Below are 21,520 nucleotides of genomic sequence, written 5' to 3' on the forward strand. Positions count from 1 at the left end.
GCGTGTTTCAAACAGTCATAATTAGGGAATAGTAGAGTAGAAGAGAAGCAAAGGAGGCGTTCTTGATGGGATATATAGCCCCGATTCAGCCGGATCTGTATTTTCAATATATCAATCGTCCTGCTCCTCAGGATAAAGAAGACTATGCGAAAGTGACGAAGGTCACCCGCACCTTTCATGACAAGGTATACAGAGAGCTGGAGAAAAAAGAGGACTTAGTGACAGAAGCGGAAACGAAAGTACAGCAAAAAAAGCGGGAACGCTTTGTACGAGATATGTTTATGGAAGAAGGTAAGGGCGTTCATATCAATACTTACGTCTAAATGACTGCGCTTTCTTCCTGAGCGAACGAGATGGAATCAATAAAAAGCCAGAGCATCCATGATGCCCTGGCTTTTTATTTTCGTTAAACGGATAGTGTTTTTGTCATTTTGACATGTGTAATCCCTGCTTCTTCAAACGGTTCTGAAACGGCTTTGTAGCCTTTCTTTTCGTAGAAAGGAAGAGCTTGGACTTGTGCATGCATGACAGCTTCTTTCGCTCCGTTTGCCATCGCTTCAGACTCAAGTGCTTCTAAAAGCTGATGGCCAAGACCGAAAGAGCGCGCCTCTTTTAATACACAAATTCGTTCAAGCTTTGCCTTATGACCTTCAATTATGCGCAGTCTAGCAGCAGCTTGTGGTTTGTTGTCATCATTATAAATGACAAAATGAATGGCTTCGTCCTCAAGTTCATCAATTTCGATCTCTAACGGGACTTCTTGTTCTTTTACGAAAACTTCTTTTCGAACATAATAAGCATCTTCTCGTTGTGTTTGTTCTTTTACGATGACTGTATTCAAATGTCTTTAACCCTCTTCTCCTAAGATAAATGTTTCATAAACGGTCCAAGAACCGTTCTCTAATTGATATAAAAGATGGAAGCGGTCAACCGTTTCCTCGTGGTCAATTTTTCTCAGCTTCAATGTGCCTAGAACGTCTGAATGCTCATCGTCTGATAACTTTTGAGCCACTGTCACATGCGGAACAAATGCATATTCAGGTGTACCAGCAAGCGGATCAGTGTACAACTTCTCATTGAGAGTCATTAATTCTTCGTTCGGTTCTACTTTCATATAAATCACGTTGTTTACAGGAGCGAATGAACTGAATTTTTTAATACGTAACGTAATAGGAGAAGCATTTTTTGCGTACTCTCGCAAGGTGGAGACGACCTCAGCTGCTTCTAGATCCGTTAATTCAAAAGGTGTTCTTAATGTTAAATGAGGTGGTATGAGTGCATAGTTCGGATCATAACGTTTCCGATAAGAGTTCGCAATGTCTTGCAATTTTTTTGATGGAAATAAAACAACTCCGTATTTCATCATGTTCCCTCCTGATTAAGAAAGTATTTATTATTTTTTATTATAACAAAATTCAGTTGATTAACGAATATGGGAGCATTCTTTTTAACGAAGGTGAAATGAGCGGCTGCCAAAACGTCCATTTATGATCGCCTTCGAATGTCTCAAATAAATAATCCGCACCGGACTTCTCCAAAAGGAACTTTAATTCTTCGTTCGGCTGAATAAAGTCTAGCACTTGCCCATCTGTCGTTTTCACAGCTGTTTCTTCTAACCCGATTTGATGGATAATGGCATAATGAGCAAGGGATGATGATTGTTTGACTGCTTGCAGAACCGACTCATCCACGTAAGGAGACTGCAAAATCAGTCCGCCAAATAACGAAGGATAATCAATGGCTGTCATAAGTGAGATCGTAGCACCTAATGAATCACCAATAAATGTACGACCTGATCCAACTTGATACGTTGGATAGTGTTCATCAATATACGGAACTAGTTCATTTGCCAAAAAGCGTTTATACGCCTCGAACTTTGGTCCGTCTGGATGATACGTATTTCGCCTTTCAGTAACATTTTCATATGGGACACCAATGATAATCGAGCGTTCCATTTCTTTGTTTTGCATTAATTCTTCCGCTTGTCTGCCTATTTTACCTAGACGGAAATAATCATGACCATCCTGTGCAATGATGACATGATATGTATAAAGGGGGGAGTAATTGACTGGCAAATAAATCAAAATGGTCATTTCTGCCCCAAGTTCTTTTGACTGTAAGGTTTCTTCTTGAATGATGCCTGTTTTCTTCACCATAATCCATTCCTCCAGCTAACCAAATTCATCATAAGTGAAACGTTTCCATTCATTGTAACACGAAAAACAGCGTTGTTCCTATATGCTAACATGCAATCAAATTGGCTGACATTCGATCTAGTGCAAAATACAGAAAATTTTAATTAATCGTTACATTTCCCCTTGAAAAATGAGGTTTAATGCGTTACAGTATTAAGAATTAGAACAGACAGACAACACATTCTTATCGTGAGAGGTGGAGGGACTGGCCCTTTGAAACCTCAGCAACCGGTATGCATCACTTCATGTGATGTACCAAGGTGCTAAATCCAGCAAGCAGCTTTTTTGCTTGGAAGATAAGAGGAAGCGATTAAACCCCTTCTTCTTATGAAGAAGGGGTTTTTCTGTTTTGAAATTAGATTTTTACTTAGGATGGTGTCAAATGACAGAACATGTGGAAACGAAGTTAGCGCAAATTGGAAACCGCAGCGAAGAGGTGACTGGTACTGTCAGTCCTCCCGTTTATCTTTCAACAGCTTACAGACATAGAGGCATTGGGGAATCAACAGGATTTGATTATATTCGGACGAAAAACCCAACAAGGCAGCTTGTAGAAGATGCGATTGCTTCACTCGAAGAAGGAACGGCCGGTTTTGCCTTCAGTTCGGGAATGGCTGCCATCCAAACGATCATGGCGCTGTTTGAGAGCGGGGATGAACTCATTGTTTCATCAGATTTATATGGCGGTACATACCGTCTATTTGAAAACGAATGGAAAAAGTACGGACTGCGCTTTGTTTATGATGATTTTTCAGATGAAGACTGTTTACGCTCTAAAATGACGCCAAATACAAAAGCCGTCTTTATTGAAACGCCAACAAACCCACTCATGCAGGAAGCGGATATTCAACAGGTTGCGAAAATCGCAAAAGAACACGGTGCATTGGTCATTGTGGATAACACCTTTTATACGCCCGTCTTGCAAAAACCGATTACACTCGGAGCGGACATTGTCATTCATAGTGCAACCAAATATTTAGGCGGACATAACGATGTTCTTGCCGGACTTGTCGTCACAAAAGGAGAGAAGCTATCGGAAGACATGTTCCAGCATCAAAACGCCATTGGGGCGGTTTTATCTCCATTTGACTCATGGCTTTTAATGAGAGGAATGAAAACATTGGCGCTGAGAATGCGTCAGCACGAAGCAAATGCGAAGGAATTAGCTGATTTTCTAAAGCAGCAGCCTGAAATTCAAGATGTCCTTTACCCAGGAAAGGGAGGCATGCTGTCATTCCGAGTAGCCAAAGAGGACTGGGTCAATCCATTTTTGAAGCAGCTGAAAACGATTTGTTTTGCTGAAAGCCTTGGCGGAGTCGAAAGCTTCATTACGTATCCTGCAACGCAAACCCATATGGACATCCCAGAAGAGATTCGCATCGCAAACGGTGTTTGTAACAAATTGCTCCGTTTCTCAGTCGGGATTGAGCATGTGGAAGACCTAAAAGCAGACCTGAAACAGGCACTATCAAATGTGAAAGAGGAGGTACACACGAAATGACCACACATGATTGGACACTCGAAACACAACTCGTTCATAATGCGTTTAAAACAGACCGCTCAACAGGTGCAGTCAGTGTACCGATTCAACATGCATCGACGTTTCACCAAAGCAGCTTCGATGACTTTGGTCAATATGACTACTCCAGATCAGGCACCCCTACACGTCAGGCATTGGAGGATACCATTGCAGCGCTAGAAGGAGGAACGAGAGGGCTTGCCTTTGCGTCAGGTATGGCAGCCATTTCAACCGCTTTTCTTCTATTATCAAAAGGAGATCATGTCCTTGTCACAAGAGATGTGTACGGCGGGACTTTCCGAATGATCACCCAAGTTCTTTCAAGATTTGGGATTGAGCATACCTTTGTGGACATGACCAATTTGAATGAAGTGAAACAAGGCATTCAATCAAATACAAAAGTCATTTACATGGAAACACCGTCAAACCCTACACTCGGTATTACGGATATTGAAGGTGTCGTACAGATTGCGAAAGAACATGACTGTCTGACTTTCTTAGATAATACGTTTTTAACGCCTGCGCTTCAGCGTCCGCTGGACCTTGGTGTTGACGTTGTGCTGCACAGCGCAACGAAATTTTTAAGCGGCCACAGTGATGTACTGTCAGGCTTAGCCGTGGTGAAAGATGAGAAGCTAGGAGACGAACTTTATTCGCTGCAAAACTCCTTCGGGGCGGTACTTGGCGTACAGGATTGCTGGCTTGTGCTTAGAGGATTAAAGACCCTTCAAGTCAGATTAGAAAAAGCCAGTCAAACCGCATTAGAACTGGCTACATTCCTCAAAGAACATCCTGCGGTCAAAAAAGTATATTACCCAGGATTAGATGATCACCCAGGGGCAGACATTCAGCGGAAGCAGGCGAGCGGTGCAGGTGCTGTTCTTTCATTTGAACTAGAAAACCAAGCGGCTGTCAAAGAATTGGTCGATGGCGTTACATTACCTGTATTCGCCGTCAGCCTCGGAGCAGTCGAATCCATTCTTTCCTATCCGGCCAAAATGTCCCATGCCGCTATGCCAAAAGAAGAAAGAGAAAAAAGAGGCATCACGGATGGTTTACTTCGATTAAGTGTGGGCGTAGAAAACGGAGAAGATCTCAAAAGGGACTTCAAACAAGCACTAGATCAACTAAAGCCAGTTCTTGTGAAGCAATCATAAAAGTCAGTAAAAAGCCGGTATGGATACCGGCTTTGTGCCTTTTTTGAACAAAACCATTGACGACTGATCATGATGGTTATATAATAGAGACTGTCAGTAACAGAAAGCCCAGAACTGATACATAACCCGATTCCGTAGCTCAGCTGGGAGAGCGCTACCTTGACAGGGTAGAGGTCGCTGGTTCGAGCCCAGTCGGAATCATATGAAAAGACGTTGATACAGAGCCATTCTTGAGATAATCGAGAATGGCTTTTGTATTTCTAAAAACAAAAAGGTAACATTAACAAATTAAAAGCCACACTGTATTTTTCAGTGTGGTCAATTTAATATGTGATCAATTTGATTTTCTCTCTGTTGGAAAGAGGCTTCAAATACTCTTGGTGTTGTCGTTAAGGGTAATACTACTGGACAAAAAATCGATCGTTTTAAGTATTTGAAGTGTCAGTGACTAGAATTTTACCAACAATTATTCAGTGAATATGAACGTTGATAAAATGGTTGCTAATGAAAAAGGGGGCTAATAATGCACTGCAAGCAATTTGCCAGGGATTAAAGCAAATGAAAGGTAAGGTCTAATAGGTGTATAGACTGTATTCTATATACCTGTTTTTTGTGTGTTTTTTCCAAGATTTTGAGAGATAATTGAAATTGAAAGTTTTTGTTTTCATCGAGAGTTAAAGAAGATATAGGAATTTTTATGAAATCATTCTTTTAAATAAAAAAGGTGTGGAACTTTGTGGACTGGTATACGCTTATAATAGTTATTAATTGTTTATCAGCATTTTTTACAATTGCTTTGACTTTGTTTAAATCAAAACTTACACTTGTGCCATTGTTTAATACAGGGTTGGCAATAATTACAGCAGTAACAACAGAGTATAACGTTTGGACAGTTTCCATGATTAGCATAAGTTTAATTCTTTTATTTGTATTTGACTCAGTGAAAAAATATGAGGAAGTTGAATTTTATTGCGCCCAAGCATCAGCTCTGTTTGGAGGTACTCCTACTACAAAAGATATAATCAAGTTTGTTACTGAAAACCGAGAACCTAAAGCTATAAAACCATTACTTTTTGCTAAAGGAATCCAAACAATTGCAAAGAACGGAGAACAATATTTAGTTACGAACGACTTGCTTTTTGCAGCCGGAAATTTACATATAGGACTTAGCTATGATTATTTAAAATGTATTACCTTATTGATCGATGTAAAAAGTTTTTTTGATTTAAGTGAGTCATATGAAAGCATTTCTGATAAGTTAGCTGTTACTGCTATGAACGGAGTGCAACTTAACCAATTTGAAGAAGCTTTCATAATCTATAAAGAAAAAGTGATACTAAACCAGAACAATTTTTTTGATTTTTTAAGTGCTTTGATTTCTCTAATGCAGAAAGGTGAAAGACCACAAAAAGCAGGGGAAAGTTTAGCTTATATAATGAATAGCTTTGCTGAAATTACAACCGATGGAAATAACATATAATTTGTAAAATGATAAGAAACACATAAATGTTATGTATCTAAATAAAAGAAGTATTTTGAAGATAGTGGAGAGGGATGAATATGAAAGTATCTTTAAATGATGTTAGACCAGGAATGTGAGAAAAAGAACCCTATAATATTGGGGTTCTTTTTTATTTTTAGACTTTTTTGTATTTGTACATTAGATGTGAGGCGAAATCATATAACTCTTTTGTAGCCATACCTTCTTTAAAGAATTTTTCCATTTCTGGTGTTACCTGTGTAGTGATTCTATAGTTCGCGATTGCTTCTTTTCTCTTCATTGGCTTGTTTTTTTGCTGTTCGCTCATATTCATCACCCTCATATTTAGATTCCATAAGTGCTTCTTTTATGATTATGTTTGCTAATTCTTGATAGAATTCTTCTTCTGTCAGTGTTCCATAAACTTGGGGGAATATTGCTATGGAGTAGGGTTTTCCTGGAAATGTTAATGTTTCTGTCGTATTCTTCTTGGCATGTTCAAAGATTTCCTGCCAATTTCCTCTATTAGTTTTGACCACAATAAAACCCCTCTAATTGAATTTCTAAAATTAATAATAAGAAGAATAGAGGAGGAGGTCTATATGTAAATGATGGTATTAAAAAAGACCTTCAAATGAAGGCCATTAATTGAATTTCTTCTTTAATCCATCCATCATATCTGCAGCATAAAAAGATTGTAATAGTTCATCTACATTGATCTTTTTATCCTTCTTGCTTAAAAATTGATTGATGATCTTTTCATATTCTTCTCTAGTGTTTCCTTCAATTTCTGAAAGGTTTAATTCTTCACCAAAGTGTCTAAGGAAGGCAACTTTTCCAATTTCACTAGCTTTGTCATTTTCAAAATCACAAAAAGCTCCACTAAGTGTAATCAGAAATAATTCATCATCACTATCTAAATTATTTTTCTTCTGAAATTCAACGAATTTATTTTCTGCCATAGTATACGTCCTTTCACAATTATAATATTAAAGCGTCACCAACAATAAGGATGTATTCAACTACATGAGCTATACCTTGTGCTAATCCAGCATCCATATGTTTTTTCAATTCTGCATAAACAAGCTTATTAGCTCTTATTGAGCAAAATCATTATTAGCTAATCCTTTAAGAATTTTAATAGCTGCTTTAATTCCAGTACCCTTCGGGCCATTTGTAGTAGCAAGTGGATCATTATTAGCATTCTCAATAGCTTTAAATGCTTGAAGCAAGACTTCTTGTTTTTCTAAAGGTACATCTCTTAGAGCAAGTTGCTTCTGAAGTTCTGTAGGATTGTATGTTACTACCAAATCTTCTTTCTGTTCGATCTTTTCTGCTGCATATGTAGCTGTTGTTGGAATAAATACTGCTGCTGATATGAGAACTAGCAACATCTTAACAAAAAACTTTTTCATTGGAATACTTCCTTTCTAATCATTTTTTCAATAGTGAGGATATCACAAAATGAAATAAAATTTACATAAATTAGAATAAATGGAATTTAAATCACACATTATTTGTCAGTGTAATAGCTGATTTGTTACTAATTTCTTACAGATAATAATGGGCATTTTTGCACATGAAAAAACCACCTACACATTTATGTAAGTGGTCATTTAAACAATTTCCCCAATAGTCTTCCTGTTGCCTTTCCTGCGGCTCTTCTAGCTATTCTCTTGCCTACTGTACCCTTTTGGACAGCATTCACATCACCAAGTACCTTTGCTGATTTATAAAGCGCAGAACGGATTTTATTGATCTTCATATACATTTCCCCTTCAGCTTAATTTTTAAGCCTACTTTCAACATCGAACAGTCGTTTATTCAGTAGTTCTGTTTTGTTGTCTACATTCTGAATTTGTTTCAGGTGCGCTGTAATATCTTTAGGTTGATTCTCTTCAAGTCTATCTAATTTAACATTGATTTGATTGAATTCTTTTTTTGTATCTTCTCTGAATTCGTTCATATCTTCTTTAAATGATTTCAAATCAGAAGCTAAACCGTCAACCTTCTTATCAATTTTCTTTATCTCATCAAGTATAGCTTGAAGCATATTGTTTTCCATTTTGTGTTTCACCTCTAGTCTGATTGTATCACCATTGCAATTGTTTTGTTTAACGAATTTCAAAAAATAAAAAGCAATATTTTTGCTTAAGAGTCATTAGAATCATCTTCTGCAATGTAAAGTAAATCCTCAATTTTTATATCCAAGGCTTCGCAAATCTTGCCTAGTGTCTCACGTTGGTATTGTTTAGCGGTGTTATTGTAAAACCTTCTAACGGTTTCAAATCTTAGGTCGTTTCCGAAGGCGAAACCCCTAATTGATAAGCCTCGTTCATCTAATATTTCTTTCAATCTTGTTTTAACAATTTTAGTCAACAGTTTCACCTCCTCTTTGATTATAACAAAAAACAGAATCTAAAAGTGGATTTTCTTAAAAAACGACTACAAAAAAGTGTTGACACCTTTCAGGTGTTGATTTATGGTTAAGTCAACAACAAAAACGTGTCAGGGGAGGAGAGTTAGATGAACCATATCACAATCGTTCAAACCGAATTCAACACACAAGAAATCAACAATCTTTACTCAGCAATCATAGTTAAAGAAGGTTATGCAGTAGGAGAGTGTGATGGCCAGGTTGTTTTAGCTGAAATCACTCAACGAACTGATGGTAACTACGATGAGGGAATGATCTGGTATATAGGAAGAAACGTTCCATATGCAGACTTAGAAACGCTTGCTGAGGTCGTTACACATCTATTGAAGCAAATTACGCTTTGGGAAGCCTTAACGGACTTGAGGATATTAGAACCGAAGAATCAAGAAACTGAATTTGATTGCATCATACTTGATCCAACTAAACCAATTACAAAGGGGAAATGAACATGTTAAACAATGTTAATCCAAACTGGAAACTATCTGTAGGTCAAAGAGTACAAACGTTATACGGACTAGGAACAATCGAAGAAGTACATAGCAATAATCAATATGGAGTCGCTGATGATGAATATAACATGCTTGATGTTTATGATCGTGAAGAGTTAGCTGTAGTGGGGTTAAATTAATGGGGAAGCTGTGTAGAAGGTTCATAGATGAGTTACTGTTTGTAACAATCATGAGCTTAACAGGAATATTCCTACTGCTCATGATCGTCATTTCTAGCTGATTAGAAAAGTGTTGGCGCACTATCTAATCTGTTGGGTTGCTACACTCCCATGATATCAGCCCATTCTAACTTATTTTTAATCTGTATTCAATAGGTCACTCTACGACCTCATTTAAACATAGGTCGTGCATTCAGTGAGGTAAGTAAAGTTTACCTCACTTAATTGAATAGAATCAGTCTATACTCCTGGATCAAGGTGTTGTCTTTAGTGATGCCTATTTTAAGGATAAGACTGTCGTGGAATGCGCTAACACACGTTAAACTTGAAAGGGTAGTGACTCAGCCGATGCGATAAATGAGGATAGGATACCACTGTGCTTCCCTATTTGCACATGTATCTGAAAGGCGAAAGCTGCCATTAAGTGCTGTACGAAGGATGGGTGTATCGTTTCTGACGATGCAGGACAAGCCATAAGTATACGAACGTAATTTTGCGTTCGTTGAAACTGTTAGGGACACTTGACACAGTAGGCTTGTTTGGGGAATAACCAACGGCAAATAGGGTGACACATACGGATACCATAAGCTTGATATACTATCAAGTTAGTCAGTCGCCTGTCTGAGTTTGTTTATTTTTTTACAAGCAAATTCAGGCAGACAACTTGTTCAGCCGTTGTCCATTGCTTACAACCTATCAAGCCAAAAAGTAAACGACAAGTCAAGACTAAAAGTGAAAGAAAATGTGGTACGTACCACACATTTGAGAAAATGGAAACTATTCAAACCTCCGACCGTTCGGAGATTTAGGATTCGATTTAAAGGAGTGGCGATGTCGTCCGATATGGAAATTGAATCAAACAGGAGGAAAACAAATGGATTATTTAGGTTTGTTCGTACTTTTCGTGTTATTGGCATATCTAAGCACATCATATTCGGCATACAGAGAAGTTTTAGAAAAGGATATGAAAGTAAGGCTCACTTTTGACAATGTGATTTTCTTTCTAGTCATTCCGATTAGAGTTAGCCTCATTCATTTGAAAATGGCTATACGTTTTCACAGGAATGGACAGAAAACAAAAGCGAAGGTCAATGTTGCCTTGGCTACTTTTAAAATATCTTCGGGTGTAGCGATCTATTTAGAGATTATAGCTCACTCATCTACAGTAGGAGAAAATGAAATGATCTAACGAACCCATTTTTGGGTTGGGTGATTAGAGAATCTAAATTTTGGCTTACCTTTATATTGATCAGAACGCAATTTTGCGTTTTGACTTATTGTCTGTCCATTTGACAGGTATTGAAGGGTGTAGTTTTAACCGACACCCTATATGATAGGAATACTATGCCGGTCACCACTATCATTTTAAATGAGGGTATTAAGCCGCCTAAATTGAACTTAGGAAGTAAATACTTAAAGTCTGTAGTGGGAGTGCCATATGTTAAACGTTACGCTTAAACCATTTTCTTCCTTGGACGATATATTAGACGAGGTGACCTATTATGAAACACAAAAAAAATAATGAGATGAATTTTAGCGAAATCACCCTTGAAGAAAACTTAACAAATATGTCAACAGGGAAACTAATTAAGTTCCTAAAAAAATCATTTCCTAGTCAACAAAAGCCTTCAGATATTGAAAATAATATTAAGGCTATAAGGAGTTTAAAAAAAGATTTTATTTTATATGCAATAGCCAGATTGGAGAAGATTTGTCAAATAAGTGATCTTAGACAATCAATAATAGTAATGGGATTTTTCGTAACTACTATTTCACTAATATTTAGGGAATCAGGGATCTTTAAACGATTGTTTCAGTTAAATTTAGATTACAGGTGGATGTTTGTCATATTTGCTTTATTGCTATTGTTTTTAATATTCATGGCGTATAAAGATAGAGAAAGATACTTTGTATCACTTCATTTTAAAGAGTTACTAATTCAAATAAAAGAAGATATGAAAAAGAAATAAACTCATATAAGCAAGTAGCTGGCCAAGCCATATTCGAGATTGGCAGAAGGCTGAAGAATGTGAAGGAGAATGATTTGGTTTATGGGGAGTGGGGAAAGTGGTGTGCTTCAATTGGAATAACTCAAGACCTCTCGAGAAGGTACATTAGAGTATTTTAAGAATTTAGTGGAGGAAAACACGTGACGTCACGTGATATGGGATTGAATGCCCTTTATGAAATTGCTCAACTATCTCCCGATCAGCGGAACCAACCACACAAAATCCCATCCACAGGTGAAACGAAAACTGTAGACGAAATGACTGTGCGTGAGCTGCGTGAAGTTAAGAAAGCATTAAAGGAAGCTGAACAAGATAAGAAACGGTTAGAACGTGAGTTAGATGAAGCTAAGAGTGTGGATCATGATGAATTGATTGAGGATTTGAGTCACGGCGGTGTCACAAGAAATGTTTTTACTATTAAGAATCACTCAGTATAAGTTAGTAAACTAAATCGAATGAACCTTTATGTACCAAGGGTTGGGACGATTATTTAGAATGTGTTAGAATCAGTCAGAAAACGTGTCTCGTCCTTGACAGGGAAGAGGTAGCTGGTTCGAGCCCAGTCGGAATCATTGTTTAAACCCTTGCTTAGCAAGGGTTTCTTTGTTATTTCAGTAACGAATATTTGTTTAGTTTCTTTTGATTGAGCCGAACTTAATCCACCAGATTGTTTGTCAGTATTCTTTAGTAACAAAACGATTAAATTGTTCAGCAGTGTTAATTTTTAATTTATTTGTAGAATGACCATTAATATGTAAGATTGTTTTAGCGCTAGCATGTCCGGCTTTAATGCTCTCATCAGCCCCCAATAAGGAGTTCGATCATTGTATGTCTTAAAAATTAAAAATGAGATAGGGGAGTTACCCTCCTATCTCATTTTTAAAATCAACCTTGATATTTGCCTGTCCAAGCACCATCAACCTCTTTTGCATCTTTTAGGAGGAAAGAGACAAATGATAGCTTCTTTTTGTGTATTGGCTTTTAGATGAATAGTGTTCAGCTCAGCTTGAGGAGTTTTTATCTTTTGACTCTTGTTGCTGTCTGCACTAGAATTTGAAGCGGATGCAGAAGATGCAGAAAGAAGTAAAGCAATGGATAATGCGGAACAAGTTATAACTTTTTTTAATCTCATTTAAAACACTCCCTAGTTTAATTTGACATCCTTAATTATCCTATATTTTATAAAAAATTCAAGGGCATTTTTGTAAAAAAACGAATGGTTTTCAGAGTTAGATAGATTATAAGAAAATTTCAATATGAACTTTCAAGGAGTGGTAGGATGAAATCTATACAATTGCGTTTACTGCAAAGGATCGATCAGAAACAAGTCCGAAATGCTCTGATCAAGGAGCTAAAGGTTTATAAATCCTTAAATTCCTTATAATCATTAAGGGATTTAAGCTTAAAGATGAGCGGAAAAAGACGTTAAAGATTAATTTAAAAGATGAATATGCTTTGTCAGAGACTAGGGAGAAGACTATAATGGCATGGTATGCAGAAATGATGAATTGAAGCAAATGACGGAAAAGCCATTTCGCCTATGAATTTTGACAAAAAAGCATTTCAAGATTGTGAAATCTACAAGGCAAAAAGCGATATCGAGAAGCAAACTGCAGAATATCTCAAAATTCAAAAAGAACAAGAAGAAGCCCGTGAGTTTGCTAAGGAACATCAAGCCTTGGCTAACCGTTCAAAGCACTCGTTATGGCGAAAATATTGTCAATGAGCTAACAGGTGTGACAAAGCGTGCCGCAACAAGTGTTGACCCGATCACAGGTGAAGAACTAATGTCAGGTCAGCGCGTCGCCGCAGGCGGCATGGCAGCGGCGGGCTACATCCCAATTGCCGGCTGGACAAGGGCGTATTTTCAAAGGTGGAAAAGCCGTCTACACAACCACCAAAGCCACTTCAGCTGCAGTCAGAGCACTCGATATTTACCAATACCGGTCTATGCAAAAATGAAACAGTCGGGTATAAAAAAGAACAATGGTATTAGTATGAATTTGAAACAACCACATCCTGGTATAGGTGGTAGACATCGTGAGAAATAAACATATGGTTTATCGGGGCAAAAATTGAAAGATTATCTAGAATTTAAATATATTGCGCTTCATTAGCACATGATATTTGGAATGCCCGGAAAATATATAAAAGACAAGGTTTAAAAAACGTAATGAATAAAATAGAGAACAGTATCCTAATTTGTTCAATAAGTAAATATGGAAGGGTTGAATTCCTTTGGATCTTATGTAAGAATTAAAAAGCTTATACGATCATCGACTTTTAGAAAACGAAAATACAAGAGTTCGAAGAGTCTTGGGCAAAAGTAAAGTACTTGATCATGGAAGTGTTTCGGTTTTTGATGACTATACTCATATAAAAATGATACAGAGGAAGGGCACGGCATTGCTAAGGCGATTCCCAAGATTCTTAACCAACCTGAAGTGAGATTAGAATATCGCAATGTACTATCAAAACAGGATTCATCCATAGTAGCTATTATTAAAGATCTATTAATTGAAATAAAGAATGAAGACCATGACTAGAAAATGGTTTAAACCTTGATTGACCACTGGCGTTCAAGGTTTTTTTGTTTAATTGGCTGTAAACCGAGAAAAAGGGGATTTATTTTTCTATGAGCGTGTGTTTTATTGCATTCAAATAAACAAATCAAAGGAATTGCGTAAGGCATACAGCACACAAGATCCAGTCGAAGTAACAAAGCGTGACGTATCTGCGGGCGGTGAATATGCGAATTGGTTAAAAACAGCTATTGAGATCAACGGGTATGAAGATGAAATTGTGGACATTCCAGAAAAGTTATGTCGATTGACTGATTGAACAATTGATTTCCTCACTTAAAGTACGATGAACTCTCAGTCATTCTTTCAAATATAGAGGAGGAGGGATCGCAGCTAAGCACATTTGAGTTATTTGTATAATAAACAAAGAAGGAAACACAAGTTTGTACTATATGAGATTAGAATAAAATACGAATTAATCAAATGAGATTCAGAGAACAGTTTTTTATATGAATGTTTGAACAGCAATTCACAGAGCTTGCCTTACTAGGGTAAATTTAAACTTTCTCTTAAAGCTTTTTGATTTAAGAGTGAAAAACATGGTAAAATTAGATAAAAATATAAGAAAGAGTGATTTTACGGAATATGTAGTTGTGTTAATCTTTTTATTAGCACTTTTCTTTATTTTTACTGTTTTCTTAAATACTCGGTATAGTTTTGATGAAAAAAGCTTAGTCATAAAATTTGTTTTATCTAAAACAGAAATACCAATTGATCAAATAGTTAGTATTAAACAGACGGACAAGTATGGAGTTGCAGATAATATAGATTGGTGCTCCATACGGTCAATCAGATAGAATCGTTATTGAAACTATAAATAAGCGTTTTCTAGTTTTTTTAAATGAAGGTCATCAATTTATTCAAAAAGATAAAAAGGTTAAGTTTTGAATATAAGATCAGTACCATCCTATGATAGAAGGTGCTTTTCTATTCGAGTTCGTCTAGTTTAACTTCTATAGACATACTAATAGAATGAATACTTCAGCAAAGAAAACATATATTAATAGAGACGTTCATGTTGGACAAATTTATGTATCAAGCGTTGCTGGAACTTTATCTCATGCCAAGCTTATGGCAGTCACTGAATGAAAACGTTATAATTCAAACTAGTGATAGACTGAAACATGACATAACTCTTGAAAGGATGATTGTGGTGGTAAAAACAGATAAAGTCTCCTCCTGAATACATGAAATTACATTCAGGAGGAGATAAAAAATGTTTAAACAAATAGATGAAAATTATCTGAGAAAAGAGCACTTTCATCATTATATGACGGTAACCCGATGCTCATATAGTCTGGTGATCGATCTAGACATCACGAAATTGTATGCAATATTAAAAGAAAAAAGGCTAGATTCAATGCAAATTACCTGAAGACAAAAGGTATTCTCATGGAAATCTAGAAGATGAAGGCAGACTGAAATGAGTCTGCCTTTTAGTTTTGTGATGATAAAGACATGTGCCAAAGGTTTATTGATGTACAATGGTTCTTTTTGCGGTTTCTTTTCGGTGTATTGTAAATTTCTGTATGTCATAATAAATGTAATATAAGGCAATCTTGTGGAAGGGGAGTAAGGGGATGGAGAAGGTTCTTTCTTCACATGTTGGTGTGAAAATAAATGAATGGTATAAAATGATTCGTCAATTTAGTGTTCCAGATGCAGAGATTTTGAAAGCTGAGGTAGAACAAGAAATTGAACGAATGGAAGAAGACCAGGATTTACTGATTTACTATCAATTGATGTGCTTTCGTCATCAGCTTATGCTTGATTATATTAAACCCTCTGATCAACGCTCTTTATCCATTGCAGACTTAGTTGATAAAATAGAAAACTCCAATCATAAATTGTCCGGCATGCTGCAGTATTACAACGCTTTTTTTCGTGGGATGTACGAGTTCAGTATAAAAGAATATGTACAGGCCATCCAATACTATAAAATGGCGGAGAAACAACTTACGCTAGTTATAGATGAAATTGAACAAGCTGAATTTCATTTCAAGGTGGCTGAAGCTTACTATATTATGAAACAAACCCACGTCTCGATGCATCATATTTTAAAAGCTCTGGAAATCTACGATCAATATGATCTGTATAAAGTAAGAAAAATTCAATGTTTATTTGTCATAGCAGGAAATTATGATGATTTGGCTCGACATGATAAATCAATTCCTCATCTAAAGAATGCAATTAAAATAGCAGAGGAAATTGGAGATCAAAAAATCCTAACTAAAGCATTTTTGAATATTGGCCATACATTTGATAGAGACGGTCAATGGGATGAAGCAATCAATTATTTTGAGAAGGCTATTCTAAAGGCAGATGATGATTCTGAGCTTCTTACAAAATTGTATTTTGCGATTAGCTGTACGCAATTTAAAGCAGGAAGACTTAAAGAAGGAGAAGCATCTTTAAAACAAGGAACTAATATACTTAAGGAAGCCCCTAATAAGCTTTATGAAAATCTATTTACCTTCTTAGAAGCGGTTTATGTTAATAATATAAATGAGGAGCAGCTGGCCGAAGTATTTCAGTATCTAGAACAGAAACAGCTTTTCGCTTACGCTGAGGCATGCTATATAGTGTATGCAGATGAGTATGGGAAAAAAGGTCAATTTGAAGAAGCAACAGCTGCTTATCAAAAGGTATTAGAAACACAACTCAAAATTCAGAGAGGGGATTGTTTGTATGAGTTTTAAGAAGGGTTTTACGATGATTGCTCTTACTGTGGTTGCAGCTGCAGGAGTGTACACTATTGCAACTGATCGAAACACGACATCGATACAAAAAATCGATCGAAACACAACTATGATCGATCGAAACACAACTTCTCAAAACGTATAGGCAAAATTAAAACAGACCCTGCATGGTCTGTTTTTTATGGGGACGGATTGGGGACGAACCCTTTCAGCTCTCTTCAGAAATGCACATTTTTTATCAGAAAGGCTCATCATAGAACCTTATTAAATCAGCCTTTTTCAGAGAACCTACGTTTGCTTTGGATAAGATCATTCATCTTGACAGGGTAGAGGTCGCTGGTTCGAGCCCAGTCGGAATCATCGTTGAAACCCTTGCCTAGCAAGGGTTTTTTGATTGTCGGTAACAAATGTTTGTTCTGTTTCTTTTGATTGGGGACGAATTGGGAACGAACTTTATCCATTAGATTGTTTCTCAGTATTTTTAGAATCAAAAAATCCCTTTTCCATACCGATCACACACTTTTAATAGTATCAGCATATCCAGTTTAAGAGGTTACTTACAAAATATTTAGAACTTTTTAGTAAGAATCCTCAGAAATGTAATACGGTTTTAAGTATTTTCATTTATAATTCTCTATTTGTCTATACTTTTCATATCGCTGTTGTATAAGCTCTTCCGAGGATAATCGTATCAATTTTTTAAGAGATGATTCGATTGCAGATTCAATCAATTTTGCCTGTGATTTTATATCATTTTGTGCTCCACCCTTAATTTCAGGAATAATTTCATCAATAATTCCTAAATGCTTTAAATCTTTTGCTGAAATTTTCATGTGTTTAGCAGCTTCTGGAGCATACTTAGCATCCTTCCATAGGATAGATGCTGCTCCTTCTGGCGAAATGACCGAGTACCATGAATACTCTAACATATGGATATGGTTACCGACACTAATACCAAGAGCTCCACCACTTGATGCCTCTCCAATTACAATACAAACAATTGGTACTTTAAGTGTAGCCATTTCCAATAGATTTCGAGCTATCGCTTCAGAAATTCCACGTTCTTCAGACCCTTTGCCTGGATAGGCGCCAATTGTATCAATAAATGTAATAATAGGGCGATTAAATTTATCAGCTTGTTTCATCAGTCTTAGCGCTTTTCTATATCCTTCTGGATGTGACATTCCAAAATTTCTTTCTATATTTTCCTTTGTACTTCTCCCTCTTTGATGACCAATAACCGTAACGGGCATCCCTTTAAATTTTGCAATACCACCTATCATTGCTTTATCATCACCATATAATCGATCACCATGAAGTTCGAAAAAGTTTGTAAACAATAAAGGTATATAATCCAATGTCGTGGGCCGGTTACGTAGCCTTGCAATTTGAACTCGTTGAAAAGGTGTAAGATTAAAATAAATTTCATCTTGCATTTTATTTAAACGTTTTTCTAATTCTTGAATTTCTGATGATAAATCTACATTATGTTCTTTCATCATTTTCTTTAATTCATCAAATTTCTCTTTTAGTTCAATAATAGGACGTTCAAAATCCAAACTCATTTTATCCTCCAAAGGGTATGATTTACCTCACTCTAATCAAAAGACTTAGAAATAGAATCAATAAATAATTCAAAACCATCCACAACTATTTTTTGTTCTGATTCTGATAAGTTATTGAGAATATTTTGATAAAATGTAATGGATTGCTCTCTTAAGTTATGAACAGTTTTGCGACCTTTTTCTGTGAGGTGCAGAAAAAGTTCTCTTCTATTTTTTTCATTTACTTCACGATAAACAAGCCCCTTTTTTACTAACTTATCTACCAATCTACTTACAGTTGAAGTCTCTAATCTAAGTTTATTGGATAGTTGCCAAACAGTTAATTTTTCCATCTCTATTTCCTCTAACGCCATCATTTGAGAGGTTGGTAGAGGTTTTTCAAATGGTCCATTGGGCAAATTTTGAGATTCAAAAACCCCAGTTATTATAATCATTTTCTTAATATCTGATCTTAGTTTTAAGGCATCTTCTCTTTTCAAAAAGGTCACTCTCCTACAATTCATGTATCATACATTAATTGTATTATACATGAATATGTTTTTTTCACAAGTTTAACGTAAGCCAATATTAAAATAAGGATGAGATATTTCTACTTGTTAAAATGGTATAAACCGATTTATTTTATTAATATAAATGAGAAGCAGTTGCCCGAGGTCTTTCAGTATTTAGAGCAGAAACAGCGTTTCGCTTATGCTGAAGCATGCTATATAGTATATGCAGATGAGTATGGGAAACAAGGTCGATTTGAAGAAGCTACGGCTGCTGATCAAAAGGTATTAGAAACACATCTCAAAACGTATAGGCAAAATGAAAACAGACCATGCAGCGTCTGTTTTTTATGGGGACGGATTGGGGACGAACCCTTTCAGTTTCCTTCAGAAATGCACATTTTTTATCAGAAAGGCTCATCGTAGAATCTTATTAAATCAATCTTTTTAAGAGAACATCTGGTGGCTTCGGATAAGGTCATTCACCTTGACGGGGAGAGATCGCTAGTTCGAACCCAGTCGGAATCATATGAAAAGATGTTGATACAGAGCCATTCTTGAGATAGTCGAGAGTGGCTTTTGTATTTCTAAAGCAAAAGAAAACATTAGTAAAATTAAAAACCACACTGCATTTTTCAGTGTGGTCAATTTAAGATACGATAGGTGAGCCACTTAACAATAGATTAGTTTCATAGTTTGTTTAAGATCATGAAACCATATTTTTGTAACCAGCACCTACGGACAAGTCATCAATCTTTCTTTTTTTTGTAGTCTTTTACTAAACTTGAAACAGTTAAACCCATTACACCGAAAGCTACTACATAAAATAAAATATTTGTTACAGGTGTATCAATTTTCCCTAAAATCAAGACAACAGCTATAATAGCGATGGGTAAAGTAATTAACAAACCTTTTGATGCCTTATTTTCCTGTGTCACTAACCAAGCACCTCCTTATTGTTTCAGCATTGTGTTTTAGTTCATTTTAAAAAACGAACAACATGATGGTTCTAGCAACCCACATGCTGCCTTTTCACTTCCATTCACTTTAAGAGCGCCTGTATAGTGTTCAAGAGTGATTAGAATGGTTTCGAATTTTGATTCTGCAGAAGGTGTGAATAAAAAAAGAAATTCCTGCAACAGTGGATAATATTAAACCTTTTGAAGTTTTTATCATAATGAATATGTATGCATATTGGTTTTCCATCTCTAATGGATGTTATCATTTGTAAAAAATGAAGTAAATAGGTTATTTGTTATAGGGGTTGAACGGTCCTTGACAGGGGAGAGGTTGCTGGATCGAGTTTAGCCGGAATCATCAAAAAAACCTTGCTTAGCAAGGGTTTTTTTGACAACAGATATTTGTTTTATTTTTTTGAAAAGGGACGAATTGGGGAAGAAGTTACTAACTCAAAAACCTTTACGATGCATGTGTCATAAAAATTCTTAATGAATGTTACCATTTATTTAGCAGAAGTAACATATACGTTCTTACCAGAATTCACACCAGTAATTAAAATAATGACTGAAATGAAGATGAGCATGAACAGAGGAACAGTCCAATGATAAGTAATGTCATGTAACCAGCCGAATAAAATAGGTCCTATCGCTGCTAATAGATAGCCTAAAGACTGTGCCATACCAGATAATTCTGCTGCTTCTTGTGTATCTTTGGTGCGTAAACTAAAAAACATCATGGCTAAGCTAAAGGCCATTCCAATGCCAATCCCAATCATTATCATCCACAGAGGTATAAGGAATGACACGCCAAATAAAATGCCCATTAAACCAACAACAAGCAAGAGAAATGAAATCCATACTAATATCTGTTGTTTGCTAAAACGTCCAGCTAAAATAGGTACAATAAAAGTAACAGGAAGCATTGAAAGTTGCATCAATGACAGCATCCATCCACCTTCATTAGCATTTAACCCTTTAGTTTCAAGAATTTCAGGTATCCATGAAATGACTGTGAAAAATACGAAGGACTGAGTCCCCATAAACAATGTAACATTCCACGCTAGCTTAGAACGCCAAAGACTGATAGGTCTTTTCTTATTCTCTTTTCGAAAAAAATCCAAAGATTCTTGGTTGTTCCTTAGTTTTGGTACCCAAAATATCATGGTAAGAAGATTTAAGATTCCCCAGCAACCCAGGGAACCTGACCATCCGAAACCCAATGATGAAGAAATGGGGGCGCTAATCCCTGAGCCAATAGCGCCAAATAAATTCATAGAAACAGCATATAGGCCTGTCATCAAACCTAATTTGGTTGCAAAATGATGTTTAATGAAGCTAGGTAATAAAACATTACAAATCGCGACTGAAGAACCGATTATAATGGTTCCTATAAATAACGTGTCCACTCTACCAAAAGAACGTATTCCAATTCCAACGAATAATAATGCTATTGACATAAACAGTGTGAATTCCATGCTGAAACGGCGAGTGATCTTGGGGGCAAAAGGAGAAAACAATGCGAATGTGAGTAAAATGGCTGTAGGAATTGTACCAGCTAATGTGTTAGAGATACCAAGATGATCACGAATGGAAGACAATACTGGACCGACTGATGTAATTGGGGCCCTTAGATTTGCTGCAATTAGAATAACACCAACAACAGTTAATATCTTTTTATTTGTCTGCATACTCGATTTTTTCTTTTGCTCTGTTTGCGGAATACTCATGGCAGCTATAGACTCCTCCAAATCTTTTATGACGAA

Annotated in this window: 27 protein-coding genes, 1 tRNA gene, 4 pseudogenes and 1 riboswitch; of the genes and pseudogenes, 18 read left to right on the forward strand and 14 right to left on the reverse strand. The window is 36.3% G+C overall.

The window, feature by feature from the left end:
- The first annotated feature begins 65 nt into the window (after positions 1-65).
- A complete protein-coding gene (locus NSQ64_RS06715) occupies positions 66-323 on the forward strand; it encodes a hypothetical protein (RefSeq protein ID WP_008348414.1) in 258 nt (85 codons plus the stop codon).
- Positions 324-406: 83 nt separating this feature from the next.
- Here NSQ64_RS06715 and NSQ64_RS06720 read toward each other — a convergent pair whose 3' ends face one another.
- Genes NSQ64_RS06720 through NSQ64_RS06730 form a run of 3 tightly spaced genes read right to left on the reverse strand, consistent with a single transcriptional unit; the run spans position 407 to position 2,156 of the window.
- A complete protein-coding gene (locus NSQ64_RS06720) occupies positions 407-841 on the reverse strand; it encodes a GNAT family N-acetyltransferase (protein ID WP_008348412.1) in 435 nt (144 codons plus the stop codon).
- 6 nt (positions 842-847) lie between these two features.
- The gene (locus NSQ64_RS06725; protein WP_024720139.1) at positions 848-1,363 is read right to left on the reverse strand and encodes a YjcG family protein; all 516 of its coding nucleotides are present in this window, start codon (positions 1,361-1,363) and stop codon (positions 848-850) included.
- A 52-nt stretch (positions 1,364-1,415) separates the two neighbouring features.
- Positions 1,416-2,156, reverse strand: a complete 741-nt coding sequence (locus NSQ64_RS06730) for an esterase family protein (RefSeq protein ID WP_268381740.1) — start codon at positions 2,154-2,156, stop codon at positions 1,416-1,418.
- 220 nt (positions 2,157-2,376) lie between these two features.
- Positions 2,377-2,498, forward strand: a riboswitch (SAM riboswitch).
- Positions 2,499-2,577: 79 nt separating this feature from the next.
- Here NSQ64_RS06730 and NSQ64_RS06735 point away from each other — a divergent pair.
- The 4 genes from NSQ64_RS06735 (at position 2,578) to NSQ64_RS06750 (ending at position 6,351) form a co-directional block, all read left to right on the forward strand.
- Positions 2,578-3,696 carry a methionine biosynthesis PLP-dependent protein gene (locus NSQ64_RS06735; RefSeq protein ID WP_024720141.1) on the forward strand — a complete coding sequence of 373 codons (1,119 nt, stop codon included), beginning with the start codon at positions 2,578-2,580 and terminating at the stop codon, positions 3,694-3,696.
- Positions 3,693-4,871 (forward strand): cystathionine beta-lyase, encoded by a 1,179-nt coding sequence (gene metC / locus NSQ64_RS06740; protein ID WP_268431255.1) that lies wholly within the window; start codon positions 3,693-3,695, stop codon positions 4,869-4,871. Before NSQ64_RS06735 ends, metC begins: the two co-directional genes overlap by 4 nt.
- Before the next feature lie 128 nt (positions 4,872-4,999).
- Positions 5,000-5,072 (forward strand) — tRNA-Val (locus NSQ64_RS06745).
- 535 nt (positions 5,073-5,607) lie between these two features.
- Positions 5,608-6,351 carry a hypothetical protein gene (locus NSQ64_RS06750; RefSeq protein ID WP_268381698.1) on the forward strand — a complete coding sequence of 248 codons (744 nt, stop codon included), beginning with the start codon at positions 5,608-5,610 and terminating at the stop codon, positions 6,349-6,351.
- A gap of 269 nt (positions 6,352-6,620) precedes the next feature.
- Here NSQ64_RS06750 and NSQ64_RS06755 read toward each other — a convergent pair whose 3' ends face one another.
- The 6 genes from NSQ64_RS06755 to NSQ64_RS06780 all read right to left on the reverse strand — a co-directional run bounded on the left by NSQ64_RS06755 (position 6,621) and on the right by NSQ64_RS06780 (position 8,730).
- Entirely contained in the window at positions 6,621-6,890 is a 270-nt protein-coding gene (locus tag NSQ64_RS06755; RefSeq protein ID WP_268381697.1) for a hypothetical protein, read from the reverse strand.
- A gap of 105 nt (positions 6,891-6,995) precedes the next feature.
- The gene (locus NSQ64_RS06760) at positions 6,996-7,313 is read right to left on the reverse strand and encodes a hypothetical protein (RefSeq protein WP_268381696.1); all 318 of its coding nucleotides are present in this window, start codon (positions 7,311-7,313) and stop codon (positions 6,996-6,998) included.
- Between the two features lie 135 nt (positions 7,314-7,448).
- Positions 7,449-7,766, reverse strand: coding sequence for a hypothetical protein (locus tag NSQ64_RS06765; RefSeq protein WP_268381695.1), 318 nt, complete (start codon positions 7,764-7,766; stop codon positions 7,449-7,451).
- Positions 7,767-7,963: 197 nt separating this feature from the next.
- Positions 7,964-8,116, reverse strand: a complete 153-nt coding sequence (locus NSQ64_RS06770) for a hypothetical protein (protein WP_171465240.1) — start codon at positions 8,114-8,116, stop codon at positions 7,964-7,966.
- An 18-nt stretch (positions 8,117-8,134) separates the two neighbouring features.
- A complete protein-coding gene (locus NSQ64_RS06775; protein ID WP_268381694.1) occupies positions 8,135-8,416 on the reverse strand; it encodes a hypothetical protein in 282 nt (93 codons plus the stop codon).
- Positions 8,417-8,502: 86 nt separating this feature from the next.
- A complete protein-coding gene (locus NSQ64_RS06780; RefSeq protein ID WP_058838748.1) occupies positions 8,503-8,730 on the reverse strand; it encodes a helix-turn-helix domain-containing protein in 228 nt (75 codons plus the stop codon).
- Between the two features lie 147 nt (positions 8,731-8,877).
- Here NSQ64_RS06780 and NSQ64_RS06785 point away from each other — a divergent pair, with 147 nt between their 5' ends.
- The 6 genes from NSQ64_RS06785 (at position 8,878) to NSQ64_RS06810 (ending at position 11,901) form a co-directional block, all read left to right on the forward strand.
- On the forward strand, positions 8,878-9,234 hold the full coding sequence (locus NSQ64_RS06785) for a hypothetical protein (RefSeq protein ID WP_171465242.1): 357 nt from the start codon (positions 8,878-8,880) through the stop codon (positions 9,232-9,234).
- A 2-nt stretch (positions 9,235-9,236) separates the two neighbouring features.
- Entirely contained in the window at positions 9,237-9,416 is a 180-nt protein-coding gene (locus tag NSQ64_RS06790) for a hypothetical protein (RefSeq protein ID WP_178930196.1), read from the forward strand.
- A 913-nt stretch (positions 9,417-10,329) separates the two neighbouring features.
- Positions 10,330-10,644 (forward strand): hypothetical protein, encoded by a 315-nt coding sequence (locus NSQ64_RS06795; protein WP_268381693.1) that lies wholly within the window; start codon positions 10,330-10,332, stop codon positions 10,642-10,644.
- 313 nt (positions 10,645-10,957) lie between these two features.
- Positions 10,958-11,425 (forward strand): hypothetical protein, encoded by a 468-nt coding sequence (locus NSQ64_RS06800; protein ID WP_341015713.1) that lies wholly within the window; start codon positions 10,958-10,960, stop codon positions 11,423-11,425.
- A gap of 50 nt (positions 11,426-11,475) precedes the next feature.
- A complete protein-coding gene (locus NSQ64_RS06805; protein WP_268381771.1) occupies positions 11,476-11,583 on the forward strand; it encodes a hypothetical protein in 108 nt (35 codons plus the stop codon).
- Between the two features lie 21 nt (positions 11,584-11,604).
- Complete coding sequence (locus NSQ64_RS06810) at positions 11,605-11,901, forward strand: pathogenicity island protein (protein WP_268381691.1); 297 nt, start codon at positions 11,605-11,607, stop codon at positions 11,899-11,901.
- Positions 11,902-12,380: 479 nt separating this feature from the next.
- Here the strand turns inward: NSQ64_RS06810 and NSQ64_RS06815 are convergent, their stop codons facing one another.
- Positions 12,381-12,596 carry a hypothetical protein gene (locus NSQ64_RS06815; RefSeq protein ID WP_234900678.1) on the reverse strand — a complete coding sequence of 72 codons (216 nt, stop codon included), beginning with the start codon at positions 12,594-12,596 and terminating at the stop codon, positions 12,381-12,383.
- A 272-nt stretch (positions 12,597-12,868) separates the two neighbouring features.
- On the opposite strand from NSQ64_RS06815, the pseudogene NSQ64_RS06820 reads away from it, so the two are divergent.
- From NSQ64_RS06820 to NSQ64_RS06845, 6 genes and pseudogenes are all read left to right on the forward strand, one after another.
- Positions 12,869-13,405 (forward strand): annotated as a pseudogene (locus tag NSQ64_RS06820) (pre-toxin TG domain-containing protein); the annotation flags it as partial.
- A 726-nt stretch (positions 13,406-14,131) separates the two neighbouring features.
- Positions 14,132-14,305, forward strand: a pseudogene (locus NSQ64_RS06825) (phage tail assembly chaperone); the annotation flags it as partial.
- A 280-nt stretch (positions 14,306-14,585) separates the two neighbouring features.
- Positions 14,586-14,934: pseudogene (locus NSQ64_RS06830) on the forward strand (SunI/YnzG family protein).
- 328 nt (positions 14,935-15,262) lie between these two features.
- A pseudogene (locus NSQ64_RS06835) lies at positions 15,263-15,400 on the forward strand (CatA-like O-acetyltransferase); the annotation flags it as partial.
- A 226-nt stretch (positions 15,401-15,626) separates the two neighbouring features.
- Positions 15,627-16,745, forward strand: coding sequence for a response regulator aspartate phosphatase (locus tag NSQ64_RS06840; RefSeq protein WP_268381690.1), 1,119 nt, complete (start codon positions 15,627-15,629; stop codon positions 16,743-16,745).
- Positions 16,735-16,890: a RapH phosphatase inhibitor gene (locus NSQ64_RS06845; RefSeq protein ID WP_268381689.1), complete on the forward strand. Its 156-nt coding sequence runs from the start codon at positions 16,735-16,737 to the stop codon at positions 16,888-16,890. The genes NSQ64_RS06840 and NSQ64_RS06845 overlap by 11 nt, the downstream gene beginning before the upstream one ends.
- A 475-nt stretch (positions 16,891-17,365) precedes the next feature.
- Here the strand turns inward: NSQ64_RS06845 and NSQ64_RS06850 are convergent, their stop codons facing one another.
- The gene (locus NSQ64_RS06850; protein WP_171465247.1) at positions 17,366-18,310 is read right to left on the reverse strand and encodes an acetyl-CoA carboxylase carboxyltransferase subunit alpha; all 945 of its coding nucleotides are present in this window, start codon (positions 18,308-18,310) and stop codon (positions 17,366-17,368) included.
- Positions 18,311-18,342: 32 nt separating this feature from the next.
- On the reverse strand, positions 18,343-18,789 hold the full coding sequence (locus NSQ64_RS06855) for a MarR family winged helix-turn-helix transcriptional regulator (RefSeq protein ID WP_171465248.1): 447 nt from the start codon (positions 18,787-18,789) through the stop codon (positions 18,343-18,345).
- A gap of 114 nt (positions 18,790-18,903) precedes the next feature.
- On the opposite strand from NSQ64_RS06855, the gene NSQ64_RS06860 reads away from it, so the two are divergent.
- Positions 18,904-19,224, forward strand: a complete 321-nt coding sequence (locus tag NSQ64_RS06860) for a hypothetical protein (RefSeq protein ID WP_341015724.1) — start codon at positions 18,904-18,906, stop codon at positions 19,222-19,224.
- A 323-nt stretch (positions 19,225-19,547) separates the two neighbouring features.
- Here NSQ64_RS06860 and NSQ64_RS06865 read toward each other — a convergent pair whose 3' ends face one another.
- Together NSQ64_RS06865 and NSQ64_RS06870 are read right to left on the reverse strand one after the other, a co-directional pair.
- Positions 19,548-19,736: a hypothetical protein gene (locus NSQ64_RS06865; protein ID WP_268381687.1), complete on the reverse strand. Its 189-nt coding sequence runs from the start codon at positions 19,734-19,736 to the stop codon at positions 19,548-19,550.
- A 524-nt stretch (positions 19,737-20,260) separates the two neighbouring features.
- Complete coding sequence (locus tag NSQ64_RS06870; RefSeq protein ID WP_341015726.1) at positions 20,261-21,484, reverse strand: CynX/NimT family MFS transporter; 1,224 nt, start codon at positions 21,482-21,484, stop codon at positions 20,261-20,263.
- Positions 21,485-21,520: the final 36 nt, after the last annotated feature.

The organism is Bacillus sp. FSL W8-0183 (assembly GCF_038006825.1).
Lineage (GTDB): Bacteria > Bacillota > Bacilli > Bacillales > Bacillaceae > Bacillus > Bacillus altitudinis.